The sequence below is a fragment of the Spongorhabdus nitratireducens genome (genome assembly GCA_947387575.1).
Taxonomy (GTDB): Bacteria; Pseudomonadota; Gammaproteobacteria; order Pseudomonadales; family Endozoicomonadaceae; genus CANDOC01.
The window spans coordinates 726,576-747,779 of record CANDOC010000001.1 but is presented as its reverse complement, the minus strand read 5'-3'; the positions used below and the strand labels follow the sequence as shown (position 1 = coordinate 747,779).

Genomic DNA, 21,204 nt, shown 5'->3' with positions numbered 1-21,204 from the left:
CTACGGCGCACCTGAATTTGGCGTTACATGTCAGGAAACTATGTCCCAAGTATTAAAGGAAGTGGAAAAAGCCATAAGCAAGCTTGGCTTATCTAATAGCGTCAGTCTTCTCGTGGATGAAGATGGTTTTTTATACAAGGAACTGATTAGCCACTTTGTAGAGGGCGGAGATAGGCGATGGTGGTGGGAGGCCTTCTTGCAGCCTTCTGAATCTCTTAACAGTAGTGACCCTAAAGGTTTTGAGCGGCTACCTGAGCTGGTCCCGGATCCAAAAGAGATTGTGTGGTTTGTAGTCGAAGATCATCATCTAGCATATTATCCAATCTTCGAAGCTTCTACCGAAGCCGCAGTTCAAGTCATAGGTGAATGCTTCGCTTTTGAGTATTATCTTGTCCCAAAAGACAAATCTTGGCTGCTCTGCGAAACGCACCACAATCAAATAATAGGTGTTGGCAAGCAAGTTGTTGCTGAAATTGAGCTAAGAAACAATTAATAGGTGTCCATTTTTAATGGGTAACACCAATGTTTTGAGTCCAAAGGAATAAAATGAGCGCAGGGTTCCCACTACTTATATTGAATCTCCTCTCTACCATCATTTTGGTGGTCTGGTCTCGCAATGGTTCGGGTAAGCGCGATTTCCGCGTCATCGCCACAGCAATAATCGTTCTTTCGTTATTCGCTTCCTGGACTGCACTTCTTACCTTCGGTGTATTTCACCCCGTAGGTTCCTGGGGTATGGGTTTGGGGTTTATCATTTCAGTCGGTTCTTTTTTTGTGCCCATTGTTCACAATAAGCTTGGCCGCAATGAAAACACATAACAATGCGGTGTTGTCGCCTTCGGTTGGGAAAAATATAGGACGGGAAAATATCGGAAAATAAAATATAGGACACCCATATTTTCTATTAGCTCAAACCATGGGTGTCCTAAGTTTCCTAAGTTTCCGACATGGCGGTTAAAGTCATCATATCAGCGAGCATGGCGGAAAGGCTTGCTGTTGCTGGTTTTCAGGTAATTACGCCTTTCGCACAGTTAGCTTGCTAAGCGAAAGTTGTTCGCATAAACCACTGTTAAGCATATGAAAGCACTGATACTTACAATTGCATTTATCTTCCTTCAAGGGTGCGTAAATATAGCAGTTAGTCCTGCCGTTGAGGGGAGGGTTACTAATGAGAATGGTTTGCCTATTGAGGCAACGGTACTGATTCAACACAATCAATTGGAAAATAAATCAGAAAGTACCACCACAAACAAAGATGGGTATTACTCATTAAGTAAACTTAGAATTTGGACACCGGTTCCTTTTTCAGCTATCCGACTATCTAGTACCGTGTTTGTTTCAGCTCCTGGATATAAATCTGTAGCCTTTGAGGCTGACAGCTACGCAACAGTAGTAAGAGATATACAATTGGAGGCCGAGTAAATGCTTAACAAGCACATCAAAAACCGCTCTCATTTTTTGTTGCATCAGGATTTATGATCGGATTTGCTATAAAGTCATTTAATAGAACTTCTGAAACAGCAGTCTCGTAGTAATTAGATCTCAAATACGAGAGTTTCTATTAGAAAACCACTCCAGCGCTCACTGTCCACAATAAAAACTAAAAAGTATAAAGATATCCAAACCCATGATTAAATTTTTATTTATCTCACTCGTAGTTTACATTGGAATTTGCCTGACATTAATTTATTGGCCGATTCCAGAAAAAAAGATGGTTGAAAACTACGACTACAGCTCCCTGAAACAAAGCACACAACAAAAAGAGCAGGGAAGTGAGCAGAGCGTTACCCTGAGAGATGGCAAGGCACTCTTTTTCAGACTCTATGAGGCTGACAGTGATACCACCCTGATTTTATTGCACGGCTCCGGCTCGGAAAGTCGATACCTGAGTCAGTTAGCCTCTTTCCTGGCAAAGAACGGGACGATGAGAGTGATCACACCGGACCTTAGAGGGCATGGCCGCAATGACGGGGCGCGGGGCGATATCGATTATATTGGCCAGCTGGATCACGATATAGAAGACTTGTTTGGCTATGTAAAAGAACACTACGCCGGCACTCGTATTGTACTTGGAGGACACTCGTCGGGTGGCGGCATGGCGCTGCGCTACGTAGGCAACAAATCCGTACCTCAACCGGATGGCTTGCTTTTGATTGCGCCTTATCTTGGTCATAAGGCGCCCACCGTCAAACCCAATAGCGGCGAATGGGTAACCGTTGCACTGAAGCGATGGATTGGCCTGGAGATGATTAACAGGCTTGGTTTTAGTGCACTTAATGGCTTGCCCGTGCTGCTGTTCAATCGCCCGGAAAGCTGGAACGACAGCTTGCAGGTTGATAGCTATTCGTATCGTATGGCGGTGAATTTTGCGCCAAACAACTACCTTGAGGATATTTCAAGCATCTCAATGCCTGCACTGGTGCTTGTCGGTGAAAATGATGAGAGTTTTTATCCTGATAAATTCAGCGAGGTTTTTGATGATACGAAGCAGCACATCGATATCCATATTGTCGATAGTGCCAATCATATGAATATTGTTGATGCAGGTATTTCAGGTAAACACCTGGTTGACTGGCATATTAAAAGCAAGGCCAAATGACACAAGAGGTTTTCTGATTTGGGTGCTACTCATCTATTACCCAGCTACTCCCTAGCTAATACCTAGCTATTACCCAGCTAGTCCATGGCGCAGAATAAAGAGAATACTATGCCGCAATCACGTAAAAAACTCACCTGGTTCGCTCTTGCCTTTGGTCTGGCAATCCTATCCACTCCATTTTGGTATGATAACTTTTCTCAATATCTAAAATCTGAGCTCAGCTTTAGTAACTTCAATAATCTTAATAACTTTAACAATCTCAATAATCTAAATATTTTCAACAATTTTAATAACCTGAAAAATATTGAAGAATTACCGGATAGTCAGGCTTCATCTGGATGATATAGAATTTGCAGTGTAAAAATTCACATCCACACTGTTGCCAGTGCAAATCATATGAATATTGTTGGTACAGATATTTCACGCAGTCATCTGATTGAGTGGTACAACAAAAGCCAGTGGGGCTTTCTGCGTCGGCAGATGTCAGCCAGAGTTCTGCTCCAGTGAGTTACAGGGTTAATGGGTCAGGATTGTAGAACATATGAGCAGTAAAATTGACCAGGCAGAGGCTGCGGTAAGTGAATCCGGCATTATAGGTAAACTCAGTCACTATTCCCCTGAAATCGTCAGCACAATCTTTGTTGAGCTGGATACCGATAGCAGTGATATCGATATCGTCTGTTCCTATCAGGCCCGTGATGTTTTTGTTAATGATCTGGATTCAATTCTTGAGGGTTTTGGTTCTGATACCCTGAAAGTGAGCGATGACCGAGTCGTTGGTGTATTTCATTTCAATGGCTTTATGTTTGAAATCTTTGCCTCGGAAACACCTGTAGCGCTGCAGCCAGGCTATCGTCACTATCAAATTATGAAGCGGCTTGTTGCTGCAGGTGGCCCGGACTTTGCTGAAAAAATCCGCAAGCTTAAAGCGACAGGTATGAAAACCGAACCGGCCATATGCCACCTGTTACAAATAGCCGGAGATCCGTACACGTGTATACTCGACATTGAAAACTGGTCGGACGAAGCCCTTGTGTCATCTGTCTCAAAAGTAAAATAACAGACCCATGGGCCGTATCTGTTGCAGCCTTGATATAACGCGATAGCTCAGGACGTTGGCTGCGACATTCTAAACAAGGAGTCACATAATGAATAATAATATCCAGAAACCGACTTCAGCCTTTGTAGGCGCCTCCTGGGGCGCTTTATTGACAGGTTTGGGGGCCTATCTGTTCGGATTATGGAATTCCGATATGCAATTGAATGAAAAGGGGTACTACTTTGCGGTGATCCTTTTCGGGCTGTTTGCAGCGGTTTCCCTGCAGAAGTCAGTGCGCGACAGGCTGGAGGGCATCAATGTCACCGGCATCTATTATGCGATCTGCTGGTTCTCTCTGGCAGCCTCGATCACGCTGCTGGGTGTCGGCTTGTGGAATGCTACGCTGGAACTCAGTGAGAAAGGGTTTTATGGCATGGCCTATATTTTGAGTGTGTATGCTGCTGTTGCCGTGCAAAAGAATGTCAGGGATCTGGCGGTGGACGCTGCCGAAAATACTGTCGATCACTATGAAGACGTGGAGCCCGTTGGCAGCCAACCCGAGTCTGTCAGCTAAAAGTGATATGTAAGTCTTCGGTTTTATGACGACTCGAACTGTCAATCACATACGGCTTGCCTTGCATACGATGCTAGTCTGGCAGTGTAAGCTCAAATGTTGTGAGGCAGAAAATGAGTGATCATAAAATCCATAGCCATCCGGAACATACGCATGGAGCAGGGTGTGGTCACACGGCAATAAAGCATAACGGGCATATTGATTACGTGCATGACGGTCATCTCCATCATCCGCATCAGGATCACTATGATGAGCATGTGATTGAAGTCAGTGATCAGAACCCTGATATCTGTAACCCCATTGATAACTGTGCGGGCTCAGGCCATGTTCATGGACCGGGCTGTGGTCATGAACAAATCCCGCACGGTGATCATTACGACTACCTGGTTGACGGCAGGCTTCATCATGTCCATGAAGGGCACTGTGATGATCACGGTGCTATCGAGGTGGTTTGATCAAGATAGTTTGAACAAGGTTTGAACAAGATAGTTTGATCAACTAACTGCAAATCAGGAGAGTATCAGGTTTAAGTGATGTCTGAATCCTGAGGTTCAGGCAGGGCTGAATCTGATACTTATCAATAAGAACAAGTGAATAGCCCCGGGCATATATTGATTTTCCGGGCAGAATCATAGAACGTCAGCAAGCGTTTTGTTATTACCTGATCTCTTAGTCTCAGAGAGGCTGCTCTCTATCTGCTGTAAAGTAAATGAAAGATATTAACACCTGCCTTACCCTGTTTCTGGATCGGGTCGCCTATGATCACGAGTCGTTCTGTTTGAGTGTTGAGGTCACAGAAGCCTCTCGACTGGACAGCAAAGTCACGGAAACGATCTCCGGCCTCGAAATCGAGGCGTATCCCATCGAGCCGACGGAAAATTCCTGCCGTTACAGAGTCATCTTTGACGATGTTGTCTGCCACTTTGTGATGGATGACTTTTACCGGAATGCGATCACTTCAGCTGATGAGTATGAGGGGGTTCATCTCCTGACACTGAAGAAAAATGTGTTTATAGACTTTATAGGATCAGCCACTCTGGTTCCCCAGCTGATGGAGCCGGAATCGACCTGTTACTACTGCCTGATTACAGAAAAGGATCACATCTTCGTCTGCTCACAGTCCGAATATCGAGTCGAGGCCATCATCTCTGTGCTTTCAGTTTCATAACAACGAACCTAAATGGATAAAAACATGAAAACAATAAAGTTATTTTCAGCAGTTATACTGTCAACAATGCTGGCAGGTTGCTCATCAACAGGCGGCACCATTGGCGGAATGATTCCTGCGCCAAAATTCACCCAGGGTGATTTCAAAAATAGCCAGTACACCGCAAAAGATAACAGCTTCAAAGTTGACTCTCCCTTCAAAAGTGCAAGCTATGCCGAAAGGTATATGGAAATTGCCGAGTCCTATCAGGCTGGCGAAATTCAGGTGGCGTTTTCATCTTCAGCTGCGCCGGCAGAGGTCTACAGAGTCCGGGTTTTTGATAATGTTCAGAATGAGGAAGGCTTCCTGTCCTTACTGCTGGAAAGATCTGCCGCGAACTATGAGCAAAGTTATGGAACAGCGCTAGAAAAAATAAATTCAGGGTCGCTCAATATCAATGGCCTGAAAGTCGATACAACCACATTCCGTCAAAAAATCCCCGAGAGAAGTGAGGGACTACGTCGTTTGGAAGGGTTTGACACCCTTCATTCATCCTTTTACATGAAAAAAGGTAACAGAATAGCCTTTATCTGGATCAACAGAATGCCACCAGGGCAAGAAATTATGACCTCGGGAGCAGAAGCGAGGATAGAGGCATTTGTTCGTTCTTTTGAATTAATGTAATTACGGCAGTCAGTTTCAGGTGCAGTCTAAGGCAGGCGCACCTGAACCTGGTTCGATCGTTAAAAAGGAAGGGCGCAACATTGCCAAAGGCATTTTATTTTTTAGCCACTGAAACTGATATGGATGATGTAGTGCATTGGCTGAGTCACTTTGAACAGTAATCATCTCCTTACTTCATACAAGTGCCCCGAATAGCTCCCGGAATAGCTCCCAGAACAGCGCCCGGAATTACTTATTTCAGGTCATATCGATATCAGTGAAATATTTTTACTGCCCCTTCGGCAGTCTGACCACACTGGGGACAATACTGCTGACGGCAGGATGAGCAGCATAAATGGCCACAGGGGAGAATATTCAACACTGCTGCCTGTGAGCACTCGTTGCAATAGCTCGTAGTGTCTCGTTGAGTGAATACATCCACAACATTCAGTTCGGGTTGTTGTGCTGCTGAAAATACTGATATGTCTGCAGGAGGTTTGACGGTAATGCCGTCTGTAATTCGATAGCCCCGGCACATGTTACAGGTTGCAGGGATACCGGATTTTTCTTCTGCTTTCAGGATATGCTGCTGGCAGGTTCGGCAAAGTACATGACCGCAGGGAAGCACATCAAACGGCACCTTGTTGATCCAGTGTTTATAGCAAACCGGGCAGGTCAGTGGCGGTAAGCGACGTATTTTCATTGCCAGCGACTGTAATTTTCCTGAAGCCGCCGGGAACAGTCGATTGATGGCCTGATATACCTGTTCGCTCACAGGGTCCGGACGCTGGAATAACATGACCAGCGCGGGATGTACTCCTGGTTGACCCGTGCCAAGTAATACGCCTTCTGCCAGTTGTATCGATGCTGCATATCCATTCAACAACTGAATAACCTGCGCTTCCGGAAAGCTGGCCAGTATTTCATGCAGCGGCGTTTCATTTTCACTGTTCATTATCGTCAGGTCAGCACCATATCGCAGCAGCATGCCAAGCATGTCGTAGTTCTGGTTGTGGGCAGCAAGATGAGCAGAGGTGTTACCGGTTTTATCTGTTCGGCACAGATGCACCGCAGCTCCGGCCTTCAATAACAGCCGGACCGTTTCGGTGTCATCTTTTTTGGCCGCGGTGACCAGCAGGGCTTGTCGATGTATTTCGTCATAGAAAAAATTATGTTCCAGCTCAGTTATACCGCGATCGAAGTTTTTGAATCGGGTGCAATAGCCTTTGCTGATAAGCCTGTGAACAAGCTCACAACCTGGTACTGAACAGTCAGTACAGTAGAGTTGAACGTCATAATTGATGCCACACCCAATAAACTCCAGAATTGGATGTCGCTGTTCCATAGCCCAGTGAATGGGAGTGAACCCCTGTTTATCCTGCAGGGAAGCATCCGCTCCCAGGCGAATGAGTGTGAGAGGATATTGTTCCGACCCTGAACGAATCGCACGGTGCAAAGGGCTGTCACCTGCCTCATCAACGGCATTGATCTTACCTTCCACTAACAGCCTGATAGCCTCCTGACTTTCAGAAATATTCTCAATGCGTGCGATTTTTATACATAGTTTGTGGCCTTCCATGGGGTCACTGCCGCAATGAATAATCGACTCCCCATCCATATTGGCGCCATATGAAACAAGTGGCAGCAGCAATTCGGTGGGTAGCGCCCGGTGCAGGGCCTCATGAAAGACACTGATCTGGTTATAACGCTTTTCATTCGGGTCTGCACCAGCCTTGAGCAGAGGGATAATCATGGGATGCCAGTCTGGTGTCACGACAGCACGCCTTAACAGGGTATAGCCATGATGAGCACTACACTTCAAGCCACCCATAAAGCCACAGTCAATATTTTTTCGTTTGATGATCTGGATAATATGGTCAACAAGCTTCATGTTCTGAAGATCTGACTTGAATAACAGATGCAGGGCTTCATGAATCATTTCACAAAAAGGAATTTGGCAGTCAGGACAATGCAGGTCCGACAGTTTTACTCTGAAAGCGGATGCTTCAGGGTGGCATGTTTGTTCGCAGATTGATTCAATAATGCGTATGGCAAGTCTGGTGTCCGTTGCCATAGCCTGATGCAGCAGGGTGAAACGGGCGGTATTTTTATGTGTTGGATTGGCGCCGGCACGCATCAGTAAATCAACAGCAGCCAGAGAACCGTCGTTTATCGCCTGTTGCAGTGGGAGAACATTGTTCTGATCAGGCTGGTTTGGAGTGACAACCATCGTGGCAAGGTCGGGACAGGTTGAGTCTTGTTGCAGTGTGTAGCTGCCGTCTTTGCTGAGATAAATATCACTAAATGACAGGCAGGTTTCCAGCTCACAGTCGTGAAAGCATTCCTTTCCCCGGGTGACACCGGACCAGCAGAAAGCCCCTGGAAAATCATCAGGCTTTAATACAATGTAATGATCGGTCAGATCATAGGCCATCTGCTGGGCAACCATCATTTGCAATACCGGTGCATTTCGCAGGTGAATCGCTTTATGTACCGGCGTAAATCCGTCCTGGTCAATTTGATGAGGGTCTGCACCGGCTGCCAGTAAGGCCTTGACCAGCGGAGCGGCCATCCTGATATTGACTGCACGGTTTAACAGCGTGCCATGACGATCCCTGAAATTAATATTGTCAGCTCGCAACATTTGCAGGGTGAAAGGCTTCAGGTCATATCCCGACGGCAGGCAGAGAACCTCATAGATCACGCGGCACAAGGGATTTGGTACAGTTTGGCAAAGACAGCAGGGTGGCGGGGGATGAGGAAATGCCCCCAGCGACGATATGAGTTTGGCTATCGTTCGATAATGCTGATCGGGTGCAGTGAGGGCTCGATGCAGTGCGGCATATCCAGCGTCAGTATCCAGCCTCTCTGGTAAGGGTGGCTCCCATATCTGAACCCTGCAGTCGCCCTGGGCCTGGGTCAGAACTTCTCCGGAAGGAAGAATAATGATCTTTTCAACCGCGGTTGAGTGCAATTGGCTGGGCACTGGACTGCAATGCCATTGATTCCCCCTGTCCTCCATGACCGATAACTGCCCGTTTGTATCACCGGCAATCACCCGTTTGTCAGGGAGTACGGCCAATGCGGTGATTTTACTACGGGAATGATCAAGTGTTTTGCTGTGCCAACCCTTGCTTTTATGCTGTGAAACTTTGCGGTACCAGCGTTTAACCGACAAGTCTTCAGCGGCAGTCAGTAACTTCTCTTCTGACAGTGCGATCAGCGCAGTTACACGGGCAGGTTCATGCCCGATCACTTCCTCATGCCAGCTGCTTTGAGGTGGTAGCTGGTGCCATATGGATAGCGTGCCATCACTGTAGGCAACAGCAATGTCGGTATCGCTGATTGCAGTCATTACAGCGATGGAGCGCTGGGAACCGGAACAGTCAATCCAGCCCCGTGCCAACTTCCGGTTCTGCATCGGGAGACCCATCAACTGCATATCGCCTGATCTATAACCGGCAACCGCTGTATGACCGCCGGGCAGGCGGATTAAATGGACGGCCGGTTCACTAAACGGTTTGACTGCGGAGGGGGTTGTTCTGGCCAGTTCCTTGTATTGACCAGGCCATGACTGCCAGATCGTGTGAGTCATCGCCACCAGGTAATCGGTTGATTGGCCGGGATCCTCCAGTGCAACAATATTTTTCAGGTTCTTCGGGTTGTGGGAACTGCTCTGGACAGGTTTATCGATGGGGTGGGGAATCCATCCCTGCTTTTTCTGATTCCAGCGCCAGAAAGTACACCGGGCATCGGACTGGATGGTCACGATCGCGCCATCATGACAGCAATCCACTGCAATGACAGCTCGCTTATGCTTCAGCGGATCAGCATAACTGACAGAAATACAGGATAAAAATATGAGAAGTACTGATATTCCCAGGGTGTGAGCCAGGGAGAGGAGAAAACAAAACCTCACGGCGAGATAGATCCGCTTCAGAGTTAAAATCGTCTTCGGATAGACCTGTACCTGGCATATTTGTTCAGTTTTTCTGTAATCTTCTGCCTCTGAACGACACGACAACTGAAAAGAAGAAAAGCATTAACAAGGTAATTTCTGTAAGGTTGTTTTTTTGACCGAGCAGAGCTGTGGCATGTATCAGTTACCAGAAGTTATGCGTGGTGTTGTTCTTACCGGACACGGTGGTTTTGACAAACTGCAGTACCGGTCGGATTTACCGGTACCCGTTCCCGGTGCCAATGAGGTGGTGATCCGGGTCAGTGCTGCAGGGGTTAATAATACTGATATCAATACCCGGACAGCCTGGTATTCGAAATCGGATGCCGCCAGTGAAGATGCCAGCTGGAGTGGCAATGCGCTGGTTTTTCCGCGTATTCAGGGGGCTGATGTGTGTGGCCATATTGTTGCTGCAGGTGACAATATCAATAGAGATCGGATAGGTGAGAGGGTATTAATTGAACCCTGCATTCGTGAAGTGGATGGTAAGTCGCTGGTTCAACCCTGGTATTTCGGGTCAGAATGCGACGGCGGCTTTGCTGAGTATACGGTTGTCTCTGCGCACCATGCCTACCCGGTCAACAGCGATTTGTCCGATATTGAACTGGCTTCATTTCCCTGCTCCTACTCCACTGCAGAAAACCTGTTAACCCGTTCCAATGTGAAAGCGGGTGAAACCGTTCTTGTGACCGGTGCTTCCGGTGGCGTAGGCTCTGCCGCAGTACAGCTGGCAAAGGCGCGGGGCGCTGATGTTATTGCGGTTACCAGCCCGTCAAAGGCCGATGATCTGGTGGCGCTGGGTGCTTCAAAAGTTGTTTTTCGGGATGAAAGTGTGTTGAAGGTCTGCGGCAATAACAGTATCGATACTGTTATTGATATGGTTGGCGGTGATACATGGTCCGAGCTGCTTGATGTATTGAAGCCTGGCGGGCGTTATGCGGTTGCCGGTGCTATCGCAGGACCACGGGTGGCGCTTGATATCAGAACCCTGTATTTGAAAGATTTAAGTTTTTTTGGCTGCACTGTGCTGGAGCCGGATGTTTTTGCCAATCTGGTTAGCCGTATTGAGTCTGGTGATATCAAACCTGTAGTTGCAAAGCATTTCCCATTGAAGAACATTGTTGAAGCACAGCAGATGTTTTTGCAAAAACAGCATATTGGCAAGATCGTAATCAGCGTATCTGAAGACTGATCCGGCTTATAGCATCCTTTTTATCCCGTTGTCTTAAAGGGGAGGTCACCTGCTTTGGCCTCTTCGAAATTTATCGATATTGGCCTTGATCCATTCTGTTGTACCGGCCTTGCCTCCCGCCTTGCCATTACCTGCCTTTGCCTCCAGTTCCGCCGGAATCCGAATGCCATAGCCTTTAAGATGAAAAGCAACGGTATTGGATGTGGTTGTTTCCGAAATTTCCAGATAAGTCCTGAGCGCTTCCGGAAATTCATCGCCATCTGCATTGGCTATGACGGCCCGATAACTCAGTTCCGTTTTAATCCGGTTCCGGGCTTCCCTCGCGTGGCTGGCCCGATAATTATCTTCAAGCTGACTCAGTGGGGTCGGGTAGACGATGTGATAGGTTCTTACGCCGTTGATGATCCAAGGAAAAAATACAGCATCCTCCATTCTGTTGCGCAGAATACCCAGGAAACTTGTGCTCCAACCGTTCTCAATCGCATGTTTCATATAAGTAAAAAACTGCTCATCTTCAAGCTTCAGGTCGGCGATAGTCTGCCAGGATATTTTGATTGCATGCTCTGCTCTGAATATGTCCAGCATGTCTTCCTTAATCATATACATGGCCACTACAGCGGCTGACCACTTATCGCTATGGCAGTCCTCCGGAACCGGCACCCCACTGTCATTAAGTGTCAGTGAAATCTGGCTGAGAACAGTATTACGATGGAATGTACTCTTTTGAAGGTACTGGTTAAGACTAGGAATATGCCCTTTTGCTGCGTAAGGCAGCAGCGGTTCCAGTGATTGACTGTTGTCTCTGCCTCCGGGGAGGACGGTGCAGCTTCCAGTCGTATCTGTGTCAGGCGTGACCCCGTATCGCTGAAGGTATTCGGCCAGGCTGCGGGTAGTCCATGTAATAAAATGAGGTTGACCGACCGGCGTAATTTTATGTCGATTGAGACTTCTGACAAGTTGTTGCAGGCTGAACCGCCTGTCCAGCCATGACTGGCAGAATTGCTGCAGAACCGTTGTATTTTGGTCGTGTGTCAGTCGGTGATCGAGCATCGGGAAGGTCATCAGGGTATAGGTATCCTGCTCTTCAAAACCTCCGCTGGCTTCGATAAATTCAAACAGCATTATATCATTCCATTGTTTCCCGTCAGTGGGCACTATTCCCCGACATGAAAGCATTCTGGCCAGCTCCGTGTAGCAATGGGCAAGGCGCGAATCATCCCGGCTTCGAAGCAGGCGCAGCAGGTTTCCACAAAGATGGCCAATACTGTTGGAACGGTGCGGGCTGTCAGGTTCAAGGGCCAGTTTCTTCAGCTCACTACGTAAACGTTTAGCCTCATCGTTAACCAGTATGCGAAAGCAGTGAGTGGCGGCGGGCAGGGGGCTGGATCTTTTGGGCCGGCCCCGGGTTTCATAGTCGCTGTCTGACTCATCATCGGCCTCGGAACTGTTACTATCCGATATCTCTGCCTGGACCGGTAAATCTTCAGGGTAGCCTGCAGGAAAGTCTTCAGGGTCGTAGCTGCTGGCCTCCGGATCGGTTTCGACAGATGCATCACTTTCCTCAGGCTGTTCTGCACCGGTACGCGGGCTGGACTGGCTTGCAGATGAACTGGGCAGGCTCAGGCTGTGTTCCGAGCCACTGGATTCATCATCTGTAGCGATATCTGAATCATCATGACGGGCCGGCCGCTTGGATGGCAGTATCCCGCCTACGGGCTGAGCAGACTTTTCCCGGGTATCAGCGCTTTGTCGTTGTGATATTCTTTCTTGTCGTTTCTGCTGCAGACATACGCGGGCATAAGCGGCACGCTCGGTTCTTTTCTGTATCATCTCCTGTCGCATTGAGGCAGGTACAGGGATGCTATAAACACGCAATTTCTGCGCTTGCATGTCGTTGCCAACACCCTGTGCTTTCAGCAGCCCAAGATATGCCTGCAACGCTTCCGAATGCTCTTCACCCAGGATATGACGCTCAATCATGGCTCGAACCAGCAGGTGTTCATGATAGAAGCGGTAACTCTTGCCCTGCTTTTCGGCCTGGCGGATCTTCTTTGTTGTTCTCTTTTGCTGAAGTGTCCGGAGTTTGTGGCAAAGGTCTTCGATTGAGTACTTGTATTTTAGTTCGCTGCAACCCAGGCAAGACGCCAGTTTCTGTGACCAGCGCTCACCTCTGCAGGTTTTACTCAGCATTAATACGCCATGGAGATTCCAGCCGTATTCAAGGCACAATCTCACATAACCGGCTTTGGTTTCATCCGGTAAATCAGTCAGGGCCAGAGAGGACATGGTGATACATTCGGCATGTTGTGGCCGGGTGATATCGATCAGTTGATGACAGACCATGAACTGGATCAGTGCCGGAATCGTCCATTTGTTGCCGGCAACGGGAGCTGGTACCTGTTGCTGCGGCAATTTTTGAGTCATTCGATTCAGTACTTTTTTGGGGCTTGCTGCATATCGGGTATGCAGCTCCCTAAACATCTGCCTTACCTGTTGGACTACCGCCTTGAGTTCCCCGGGTGTCAGTTCCGGTGCAGGCTCCATAACGAATTCAGGTTCCGAATGAGCACTTGCTTCAGGCAGCAATGGCGACATATGACCTTTAACATGGGTGGTAATATGAAGCTGAGACCACCGGCAGGGGGCCGGTTCACCGGTTGTTCTGTAGGTATCAGGTACTGCTATACCATAATCATTCAGGGTTGTTACAACCCCGAGGCTGCCTTCTGTGACTGCTATCCGGAAATAAAGTACCAGTGCATCGGGATTCATATCGCCTGCCATATTCGCCAGCAGCGCTCTTGTACAAGCCTCCTGCCGTATACGCCCTTTTTCTGACAGCTTGGTGGTACTGCAATATTGCCTGCTGAGCCCTTCGATATCAGTTCTGAAAACCAGTGGCCGCTGTTTTAGCTCCCTGCAGAGCAGCAGCCTGGTTTCATCCCAGTCCGGGGACTTTACCAGGCTTGCCATAAAACCGAGATTCCAGCCTTCCCGGCAGGCATGACGAATATATGTGGCCAACTGCAGGACATCCAGTTTCAACCGGGGTAAAACACTGGCGGATATTTTTCTGGCATGTTCCAGCAGGTCAATATCCAGCAGTCCACTGTCCAGCATGTACTGACAGAGCACATCGGTATTCCATACCGGGCCATAGCCTTCAGGAAGGGGCATGTGAGTTGATTTCAACTGACTTGCCACAAAATGGATTTTGGTACTATTTTCCTTTTCAAAAACATACTGACAGATAACCCGGTTCAGGCTGCCATCCTTGCCACCATTACTGCGTACCACAGGATTGGTCAGTTTTCGGTACTCGGTTATTTTTCTGGGACAATCTGTTGGAAAGGGCAGGCTCTCTATGTCTTCCATCTCTGCCGGATACACTTCAAGATGGTGATGCCGAAAGAATTGTTCCAGCGCCAGTTGATTCCATGATTTATAGGTCAGGTCATTGCAAAGCGAGATTCTATATTTTGCCAGCATTGAGGTGAGGGCCGTCAGACCTTTTTGCTGTTTTAACCACGACCGGCAGAACTCGCGGAGTACAAAATCATCCCGTGTCTCGGTGTACTGCAAATGTTTGTGAAACAGGATGTTGAAGGTCATGAGTGCATAACGATCCCGTTCCCCGAAACCGTCATATTCCTCAATAAATTCGTAGAGTAAAAAGTCGTCCCCTTCCCATTTGCCATCATCGGGGTGATCAAACGCTGCTGCCGTCAGGGTTTTGAAAAGTATCGAGTAACTTTTTGATAACGGGTGTTTGCCGCTGAGGCTGTATAACCATTCGCATAAATCGACAGCTATTCGGTGATAGAGTGCTTCTGCTTTATAGTTGGCCATTAGCCAGCGCAACCTTTCAACGCGCTCCTGCTTATTCAGGCACACAGGTGAATGCAAAACGACGGCGTTGTCTACCCGGCGGGAACGCTTTTGTTTGAGTTTTGTGTTCCGTTTGACGGGCTGGAAATCCTCATCCTCTGATGAGTCTGGCTGGAACGTGTGGTCGGACCAGACATCATCAGGCTCTTCACCATCTGATTCTTCATCATCCCACTCTCTACCATCTAGCTCTTCACCACCTGACTCTTCACCATATAATTCTCCACCACCTAATTCTCTTCTATCCTCCCCGGTTTCTTCGCTATCACTTGTTTCGCTTTCATCGGTTGCATAACCGGGGCATTCGGAAAACAACAAGGATGGGGGAACATCTCCCATAAACCGGGTTGTAACACTCAGGCTGCAGGCAACATCAAGCGGTTCCGGGGGCTGTAGCGAAACATCCATTGTGTCACAGCGGCGTCTGCTGCCTTTATATTTCGAACGTTTGGGTAGCTGCGTCGGATCAACCTGAAGCTGGCAATAGCCGCCATCAAACCGTGAAATCACCTGTGGCTGTTTGACAATATTCCAGCCGACATACTGAAAATAGGGCGCGAAGCGGCCACCGTACCAGGTTCCCAGTTCGGCTCCGGCAGCAATGGGTTTGATGGCGACAACTGCGATCAGCATTTTTTCAGCCGAAAATTTATCCGGATCGACATAAATGACGCCGTTGCGGTTAACTGACTGAATACAGTCAGGTGACACAACCGGTATCATGATGCAGTTTTCTTCCTTTCTGATCATATAGTTCAGCCGGCGCATGGGATCGTCAGTGAACGCGGCATCAAATCCCAGCTCGGTGTTTCGGCGTGCCAGTCTGACGCCGGTCCATGCGGTATAGGTATCTGTAGCGGTATTAAAGCAATCCGGCCCCGGATGAATCATCAGGCTTGAAGCCGGAAACCAGACAATGCTCATGGGATACCGCACCTGGTTTTTATCGGTTTTGGTCAGAAGCAGGTAATCCGTGCTCAGGGTAGGGGCCAGCTGTTTTCTGCAGACCAGCCTGCCGGGGTAGAAACCAATCAGTTGATGTTTCCGGTAATCCCGGGCGGCAAAGGCGCCTGTGCCGGCACCGGGCATGCTGCTTTCTCCTTCAACGACCCCCGGTACAGCAGCCAGGGCTCTCTGGGCAGATAACAGGTGCTGAAAGGAAATAACCGAATCCCCGTCGCAAAAAACACAATCAGGGACAAAATATTCAAGGCCATCAGAACTTTCGTGGAGTTTCACCGGCTTTAAACTTGATGTTGGCCTGGCTTCCACCCTTTGGAAAGAAAGACATAAAAAGTATGAGCAGATACAAACAATTATAAATTTTGTCAGGCAGGCGCTTTTACTTTTATTCAAAATAACACCAGACCAGATTGGTTTTATGTTTAAAAATGCGTCTACTTTAATAGCACACTATTTTATCTATAAACAAAATCTGTACTAAAGATGAGTGGATGTATAAGTGATTCAAAATAGATCTTCTCTTGTGAAAATTCAGGGAAAGAAATGATTTAAATTATTTTCTTCTTGTCAGGAAATATAAAATCAACAAACAAGTCTCAAGTGATAGTATTTTTTATATTTATTGATTTTTTTAATTTTCAGAGCGCTTGATTTTTTACAGTACAATAAAAGAACCTCATCTACCCCGGGATTCTTGATATCAAAAAAAGCTGAGCCAAAGATGAAAGATGTTTTCCGGTTGCCATCATGCCGGCACCTTTTTACGGTGCTCTGTTTAATCTCATGTTTCACCGTGAGCACAACGGTACTGGCCGTCAGGAATGAAGACCGGGTCGCCTGGCGTTATTTTGAGGAAAGGGAGCAGGCTAAACAGGCACGGGAAGAAATTTACAGGCTTGCGACTGAGGCCGGGATGGAACCCTATCAGATCGATAACCCCTATGATGAATTACCAGAAGCGTTGTGTAATCTTCGAATACAGTGCCTCCATACGCTGCTGAATCAATTTATGAATATGATCATCAAATGGGGGCAGCAGTATGATGATCTGAAAACACTGACAGAACTTCAGCATCAGGGATTCCAGTGGGATGCCGAACTGCATGCCTGGCTCGAGAAAAAAGATCACGGCCTGATGCTGGCTATCATCCATCTTGCGGGACTGGTTTACTCGGATGCAGGGACTCTGAATGAGCTTGAGAAAACCTATCTCACCCTCAGGCTCAGGTATATCAATGAAGTCCTGTTACCGGGTTGTGTTAAACCCTTTAACTGGAAAAAGGCGTATAAACAACTTCGCAAGGCGTCTACCCGCTGGGACACTGACAAAACTGTCGTGCCCAAGGGAATGCTCAATGCCGAGCAGTTGTATCACTATTTGGTTGCGGTGGAATATGATGCGCACAGCCTGTTAAAAAAATACCGGCACCGAACCCGGTACGATGAAGAGTTGTGCTGTTTTACGTTATGGAAAGCCTGTGAGGCTTTGCCCTACGTTCTTTTCCGGCATATCGCTGAGCCATCAGGGCCTCAAAGGGCACTGGCAGCCAGGCTGCGCAAAGATCCCCTGATAAAACGGCATGTGCAATTTTTGATGCGGCTCGTATTGTATGCCCCGGACAGACTGCCGGCCGGGCACAGGATACTGTTTCTGTATCTGTTCAATAAAACCCTGATCAGTGTGGCCAACCAGATAGGTTGGGATGGTCCAACCGTGTTTCAGCACCTCAGGATACATGACTACGCGCTCAATGCTGCAAAGTATGGCCAATGGCCGCAACTGGGTAGCCATCTTGAAGTGACAGATGTATTACCTCTGGCGCTCGAAGTATCCATTCCGGCTCAGCATTGTTCAGACCATTGTTCAAACCATTGTTCAGACCGCTGGATCTTTCATCCGGACAGGGTCAGGCAGAAAATTGCCAGTCAGGAGGTCGCTGTAATACTTGATCATTTACCCGTCAAGGCCTTTCTGACCCCTGATTATCATGACGTTGTCACACTACAGACTCAGTTTTCGCACGGCTCCGAGAGCAGCAGCTCACATGATCAGTCTGTAGAGGAGGGTACTGTTGACGAAGCGTCTTGTCCTGAGCATCTTCCTCAACAGGAACACGTCATACCGATGGAGGTCTCTGCTGAACCTGTCAGGGTGGGAGCAGGGGATCATGGCTATTGCCGCATGGTTCAACCACAAAGAGTGGAGTCAAAATTTTTCATATCATGGCTATTGTCTTGTTCGGGAACAGAAGCTCAGGCAATGGAATTTCAGACATCAAAGTCACAGAGAATGGATGCAAGAAGAACTGAAGATCAGGCCTCCGCATTTCTTACTCCGATGGATTTCAAGCCCGAAGGCGGACCTGACGGGCTGCCGTATCCCTTGCCTGAAGGCCCGTTGGTGTTTCCGGTATACCCTGATGTGCCTCGGGGAACATCACTGCGGCCACGGCCTTCATGCAAGGCCCTGCCAATAGCACCGGAATGGATGGAGGGGTGCGAATGGGTTCGTGATTTATCCTCAATCAAGGACTGACCTTATAATCCGGCAACTGTTCACGGGGCTTATCTTTCAGGTCTGAAGGCTGCAGTCATGATTGCTGATCAGATAAATTAACAACATTAAAATTCAATATACACCCTAAATTAACTACGCCTGTCGAATCCCTTTTCGCCTATATTAAATTCACTCCGGGTCAGGTGTTCAATTACCTGATGGAGGGGATTTTTGCCAATTAAAAACATAATAGAATAACTTAAGACACGGGCGTTTAAGGTGTTGTTATTATTCAGACAGCTGTTCATTTTCATGGGCGGTATTTTGTTAATTCCCCTGATAGCACAAGCAGGGCTGGAACACTTCAGATTTGACGTAACCTCCCATGCACAGCACGGCCATGTGTTTTTTGGTGTGAGGCCTGGTGGTGAGATTGGTTTTGCTCCGCTTCTCCCGGTTTTTTCTTCATATAAAGATTATTGCGATCAAAATAAACGGCAGAAGAAAAAATCAAAAGTAAAACTGATCAATGAAAGCGAGTTTAATCAACAGATCGAGCATTGCAAAGCCAATCTTCAGATCATGCAGCAGATGGTATTTGATTTTTTTCATCCCGCCAGAAGCCGGGCCGGCTCACTTTGGCTTTCAAGGCAATCCGAGGTGTGTATTACTATCAGTGTGCGAAATGATGCCGGTATGGTCGATCCATTGTTATATGAAGACATGGTCAGAGTCAATGAAACGAAATTGAGTGAGCTTCGGGTTGAATTTGAAGCTATACAGGCCCAGCGGCAACCCAGGCCCAAAGATCCTCCCAAAAAAGGAAAGTACCGCCTGGCTTCATCAGTATTCAAACCTGGTGCTCCACCCTTCAGTGATGATGTTGGTGGCTTCCTGTTTTCAGAGCCGGTCAATGCCGGGGAATTCACCCCCCTTGATAGTGGTCGCAAGGATAACCTGATTACGTTACAGCGATATATGTTCGACCGTTACAGTATGAACAAATCTGATTGGCAGAGTATCCAGTATCTGTTGTCGAAACTGGGTGAGCCTGCATTAACCTGCTTCTGTCCGGTGGAATTGGGCCGAATTCATGAAACCCAGCCACAAGGCTCCTTTCAGGTGAATGGTGTCAGCCTGCATGATTTAGTTGGTCGGGCCTGTCTCTGCGACAAGCAGCCGGATGGTCATGCGGTATTTAAATTAAGTGCCGAAGACATAAAAAAAGAACCCGGGCAGATAGTCAGACAGGTCAAATGTAAAACTATTGAAACCCGGCTCTGTTTGATCGAATGGTTTGATCTGGTTCATGCGACCAAAACATTGCTGCCAGCGCAGCTGGACGAAATGGCGTCAGCAGCACTGATTATGCTCCAGACGGCATGCAAAACCGGCAGGGTAATAAAGCCTGAACTCGGGCTTGAAGTTATTGCGCCTGAATGTCTGCCGCTTATCAAAATGCGAAATGAGTTTATTCAGCAATGGCAATTTGTACATCAGGTTTTCGGCTGGGTATTGCCCGTTCGTTTTGTTGATGCCGCCTGGTACAAAGGGTTGTTTGCCAGAACGGAGCATTATCTGCGGATGCTGGAAAGGCGTGGAAAAAACTTCTCCAACCCCGGCACTAAGGAGCGCTTTGACAAGCTGCTTGCTTTGCATGATTCCCAGCCTGATGACATTGTATTCACCCATCCACTCTGTCTTGATGCAGCAACGAGTAACGTACTGTTTTTTCAGCGCGGCATAAAGGTGATTACAGAATCGGTGAAAAGATTGAACGGCAGCGTGTATGATGATCTTGCGAGCATTCCGGAAGGCCTTTCCCGCACGCTTGATTCTATGATCAAGGGGCAGATTGAATGTAATTTGCAGACTGTCCCCCGTATTTCACCACTGGCAGAACATTACTATGACAGGATGTCTGTCGCCGTATGCTCAGGGCTTTCGCCACAAGCAGAGACATACCGGTTATTCTGGCTGAGAAACCGGCTCTTATGTACTCATCCCTTGATAGAGAGCTTGTTGCATTATCTCTTCAACCCGTTACTGAATGACCAACGGCCGGCTATCCAGAAGCTGGAGCATCAGGTTTACTCCGAGCTGGAACTCATGCTCCCGCTGAAGCCCTGGCTTCAAGGCAAGTTAACGTTTGAAAAGTACCTGCTGCTTGCCATCAACCAGTTGTCCGGGCTGAAACGGTATCGGCTATCGAGTCTTGATGAAGCGATTGTTCTGTTCGATAAGTACTTTGAGCCACAACAAGTTGAGTCGACCCAAGATGCGGTTGAGCCGAGTGGGGGGGAGGGTAAAAATTTCGCTATTGAACTGCTGTTGGCCACCGAGGAGGACCAGCCACCGTTCAGACTGAGCCAAAGTCAGCTGGAAAAGCTGGTAGAAGTGCTAATGGTCATTGTTCCGGGAGTAGTAAAGCAGTCCAGCAAAAATTTGCAGGCTTTGGTGGAAGCTGATTCTGGAACAGTGGAAGAAGGTGAAACACGTTCATCTGATTCGTCAACCGGACAATCACTACCGCAACCTTCGCCGCAATCTACCGAGGAAGCTAGCGAGCGGTCTACCAGGGAAGCAGTAACAGCCTTGCCCGTTGACCACCGCCCTGAAGCGTCACCAAAACCGGTGGAATAGTCGTATTGTTTCAGAAGTAAGGGGTTGTGCCTCATACAGTA

The 21,204-nt window shown here is 47.8% G+C and carries 15 protein-coding genes; 13 read left to right on the top strand and 2 right to left on the bottom strand.

Features of this window, described 5'->3' with window-relative positions:
- Window positions 1–40 precede the first annotated feature (40 nt).
- The 10 genes from ACYZZ0_RS03405 (at window position 41) to ACYZZ0_RS03360 (ending at window position 6,043) form a co-directional block, all read left to right on the top strand.
- Window positions 41–493 (top strand): DUF6756 family protein, encoded by a 453-nt coding sequence (locus ACYZZ0_RS03405; RefSeq protein ID WP_461535170.1) that lies wholly within the window; start codon window positions 41–43, stop codon window positions 491–493.
- A 53-nt stretch (window positions 494–546) separates the two neighbouring features.
- Window positions 547–819, top strand: coding sequence for a hypothetical protein (locus ACYZZ0_RS03400; RefSeq protein ID WP_461535169.1), 273 nt, complete (start codon window positions 547–549; stop codon window positions 817–819).
- A 258-nt stretch (window positions 820–1,077) separates the two neighbouring features.
- On the top strand, window positions 1,078–1,422 hold the full coding sequence (locus ACYZZ0_RS03395) for a carboxypeptidase-like regulatory domain-containing protein (protein ID WP_461535168.1): 345 nt from the start codon (window positions 1,078–1,080) through the stop codon (window positions 1,420–1,422).
- 205 nt (window positions 1,423–1,627) lie between these two features.
- Window positions 1,628–2,599 (top strand): alpha/beta hydrolase, encoded by a 972-nt coding sequence (locus tag ACYZZ0_RS03390; protein WP_461535167.1) that lies wholly within the window; start codon window positions 1,628–1,630, stop codon window positions 2,597–2,599.
- Between the two features lie 84 nt (window positions 2,600–2,683).
- A complete protein-coding gene (locus ACYZZ0_RS03385; RefSeq protein ID WP_461535166.1) occupies window positions 2,684–2,941 on the top strand; it encodes a hypothetical protein in 258 nt (85 codons plus the stop codon).
- A gap of 199 nt (window positions 2,942–3,140) precedes the next feature.
- Entirely contained in the window at window positions 3,141–3,659 is a 519-nt protein-coding gene (locus tag ACYZZ0_RS03380; RefSeq protein ID WP_461535165.1) for a DUF4269 domain-containing protein, read from the top strand.
- An 88-nt stretch (window positions 3,660–3,747) separates the two neighbouring features.
- On the top strand, window positions 3,748–4,212 hold the full coding sequence (yiaA, locus tag ACYZZ0_RS03375; protein ID WP_461535164.1) for an inner membrane protein YiaA: 465 nt from the start codon (window positions 3,748–3,750) through the stop codon (window positions 4,210–4,212).
- 113 nt (window positions 4,213–4,325) lie between these two features.
- Window positions 4,326–4,667: a hypothetical protein gene (locus ACYZZ0_RS03370; protein WP_461535163.1), complete on the top strand. Its 342-nt coding sequence runs from the start codon at window positions 4,326–4,328 to the stop codon at window positions 4,665–4,667.
- 254 nt (window positions 4,668–4,921) lie between these two features.
- The gene (locus ACYZZ0_RS03365; protein WP_461535162.1) at window positions 4,922–5,380 is read left to right on the top strand and encodes a hypothetical protein; all 459 of its coding nucleotides are present in this window, start codon (window positions 4,922–4,924) and stop codon (window positions 5,378–5,380) included.
- Window positions 5,381–5,404: 24 nt separating this feature from the next.
- Window positions 5,405–6,043 carry a hypothetical protein gene (locus ACYZZ0_RS03360; RefSeq protein WP_461535161.1) on the top strand — a complete coding sequence of 213 codons (639 nt, stop codon included), beginning with the start codon at window positions 5,405–5,407 and terminating at the stop codon, window positions 6,041–6,043.
- A gap of 253 nt (window positions 6,044–6,296) precedes the next feature.
- Here ACYZZ0_RS03360 and ACYZZ0_RS03355 read toward each other — a convergent pair whose 3' ends face one another.
- Complete coding sequence (locus ACYZZ0_RS03355) at window positions 6,297–9,791, bottom strand: ankyrin repeat domain-containing protein (RefSeq protein ID WP_461535160.1); 3,495 nt, start codon at window positions 9,789–9,791, stop codon at window positions 6,297–6,299.
- Window positions 9,792–10,116: 325 nt separating this feature from the next.
- Here ACYZZ0_RS03355 and ACYZZ0_RS03350 point away from each other — a divergent pair, with 325 nt between their 5' ends.
- Window positions 10,117–11,172, top strand: a complete 1,056-nt coding sequence (locus ACYZZ0_RS03350) for an alcohol dehydrogenase family protein (RefSeq protein WP_461535159.1) — start codon at window positions 10,117–10,119, stop codon at window positions 11,170–11,172.
- A 45-nt stretch (window positions 11,173–11,217) separates the two neighbouring features.
- On the opposite strand, the gene ACYZZ0_RS03345 is transcribed toward ACYZZ0_RS03350, so the two are convergent.
- Window positions 11,218–16,149 carry a hypothetical protein gene (locus tag ACYZZ0_RS03345; RefSeq protein WP_461535158.1) on the bottom strand — a complete coding sequence of 1,644 codons (4,932 nt, stop codon included), beginning with the start codon at window positions 16,147–16,149 and terminating at the stop codon, window positions 11,218–11,220.
- 667 nt (window positions 16,150–16,816) lie between these two features.
- On the opposite strand from ACYZZ0_RS03345, the gene ACYZZ0_RS03340 reads away from it, so the two are divergent.
- Both ACYZZ0_RS03340 and ACYZZ0_RS03335 read left to right on the top strand, forming a co-directional pair.
- Window positions 16,817–18,559: a hypothetical protein gene (locus ACYZZ0_RS03340; RefSeq protein WP_461535157.1), complete on the top strand. Its 1,743-nt coding sequence runs from the start codon at window positions 16,817–16,819 to the stop codon at window positions 18,557–18,559.
- Between the two features lie 273 nt (window positions 18,560–18,832).
- Window positions 18,833–21,163: a hypothetical protein gene (locus ACYZZ0_RS03335; RefSeq protein WP_461535156.1), complete on the top strand. Its 2,331-nt coding sequence runs from the start codon at window positions 18,833–18,835 to the stop codon at window positions 21,161–21,163.
- Window positions 21,164–21,204: the final 41 nt, after the last annotated feature.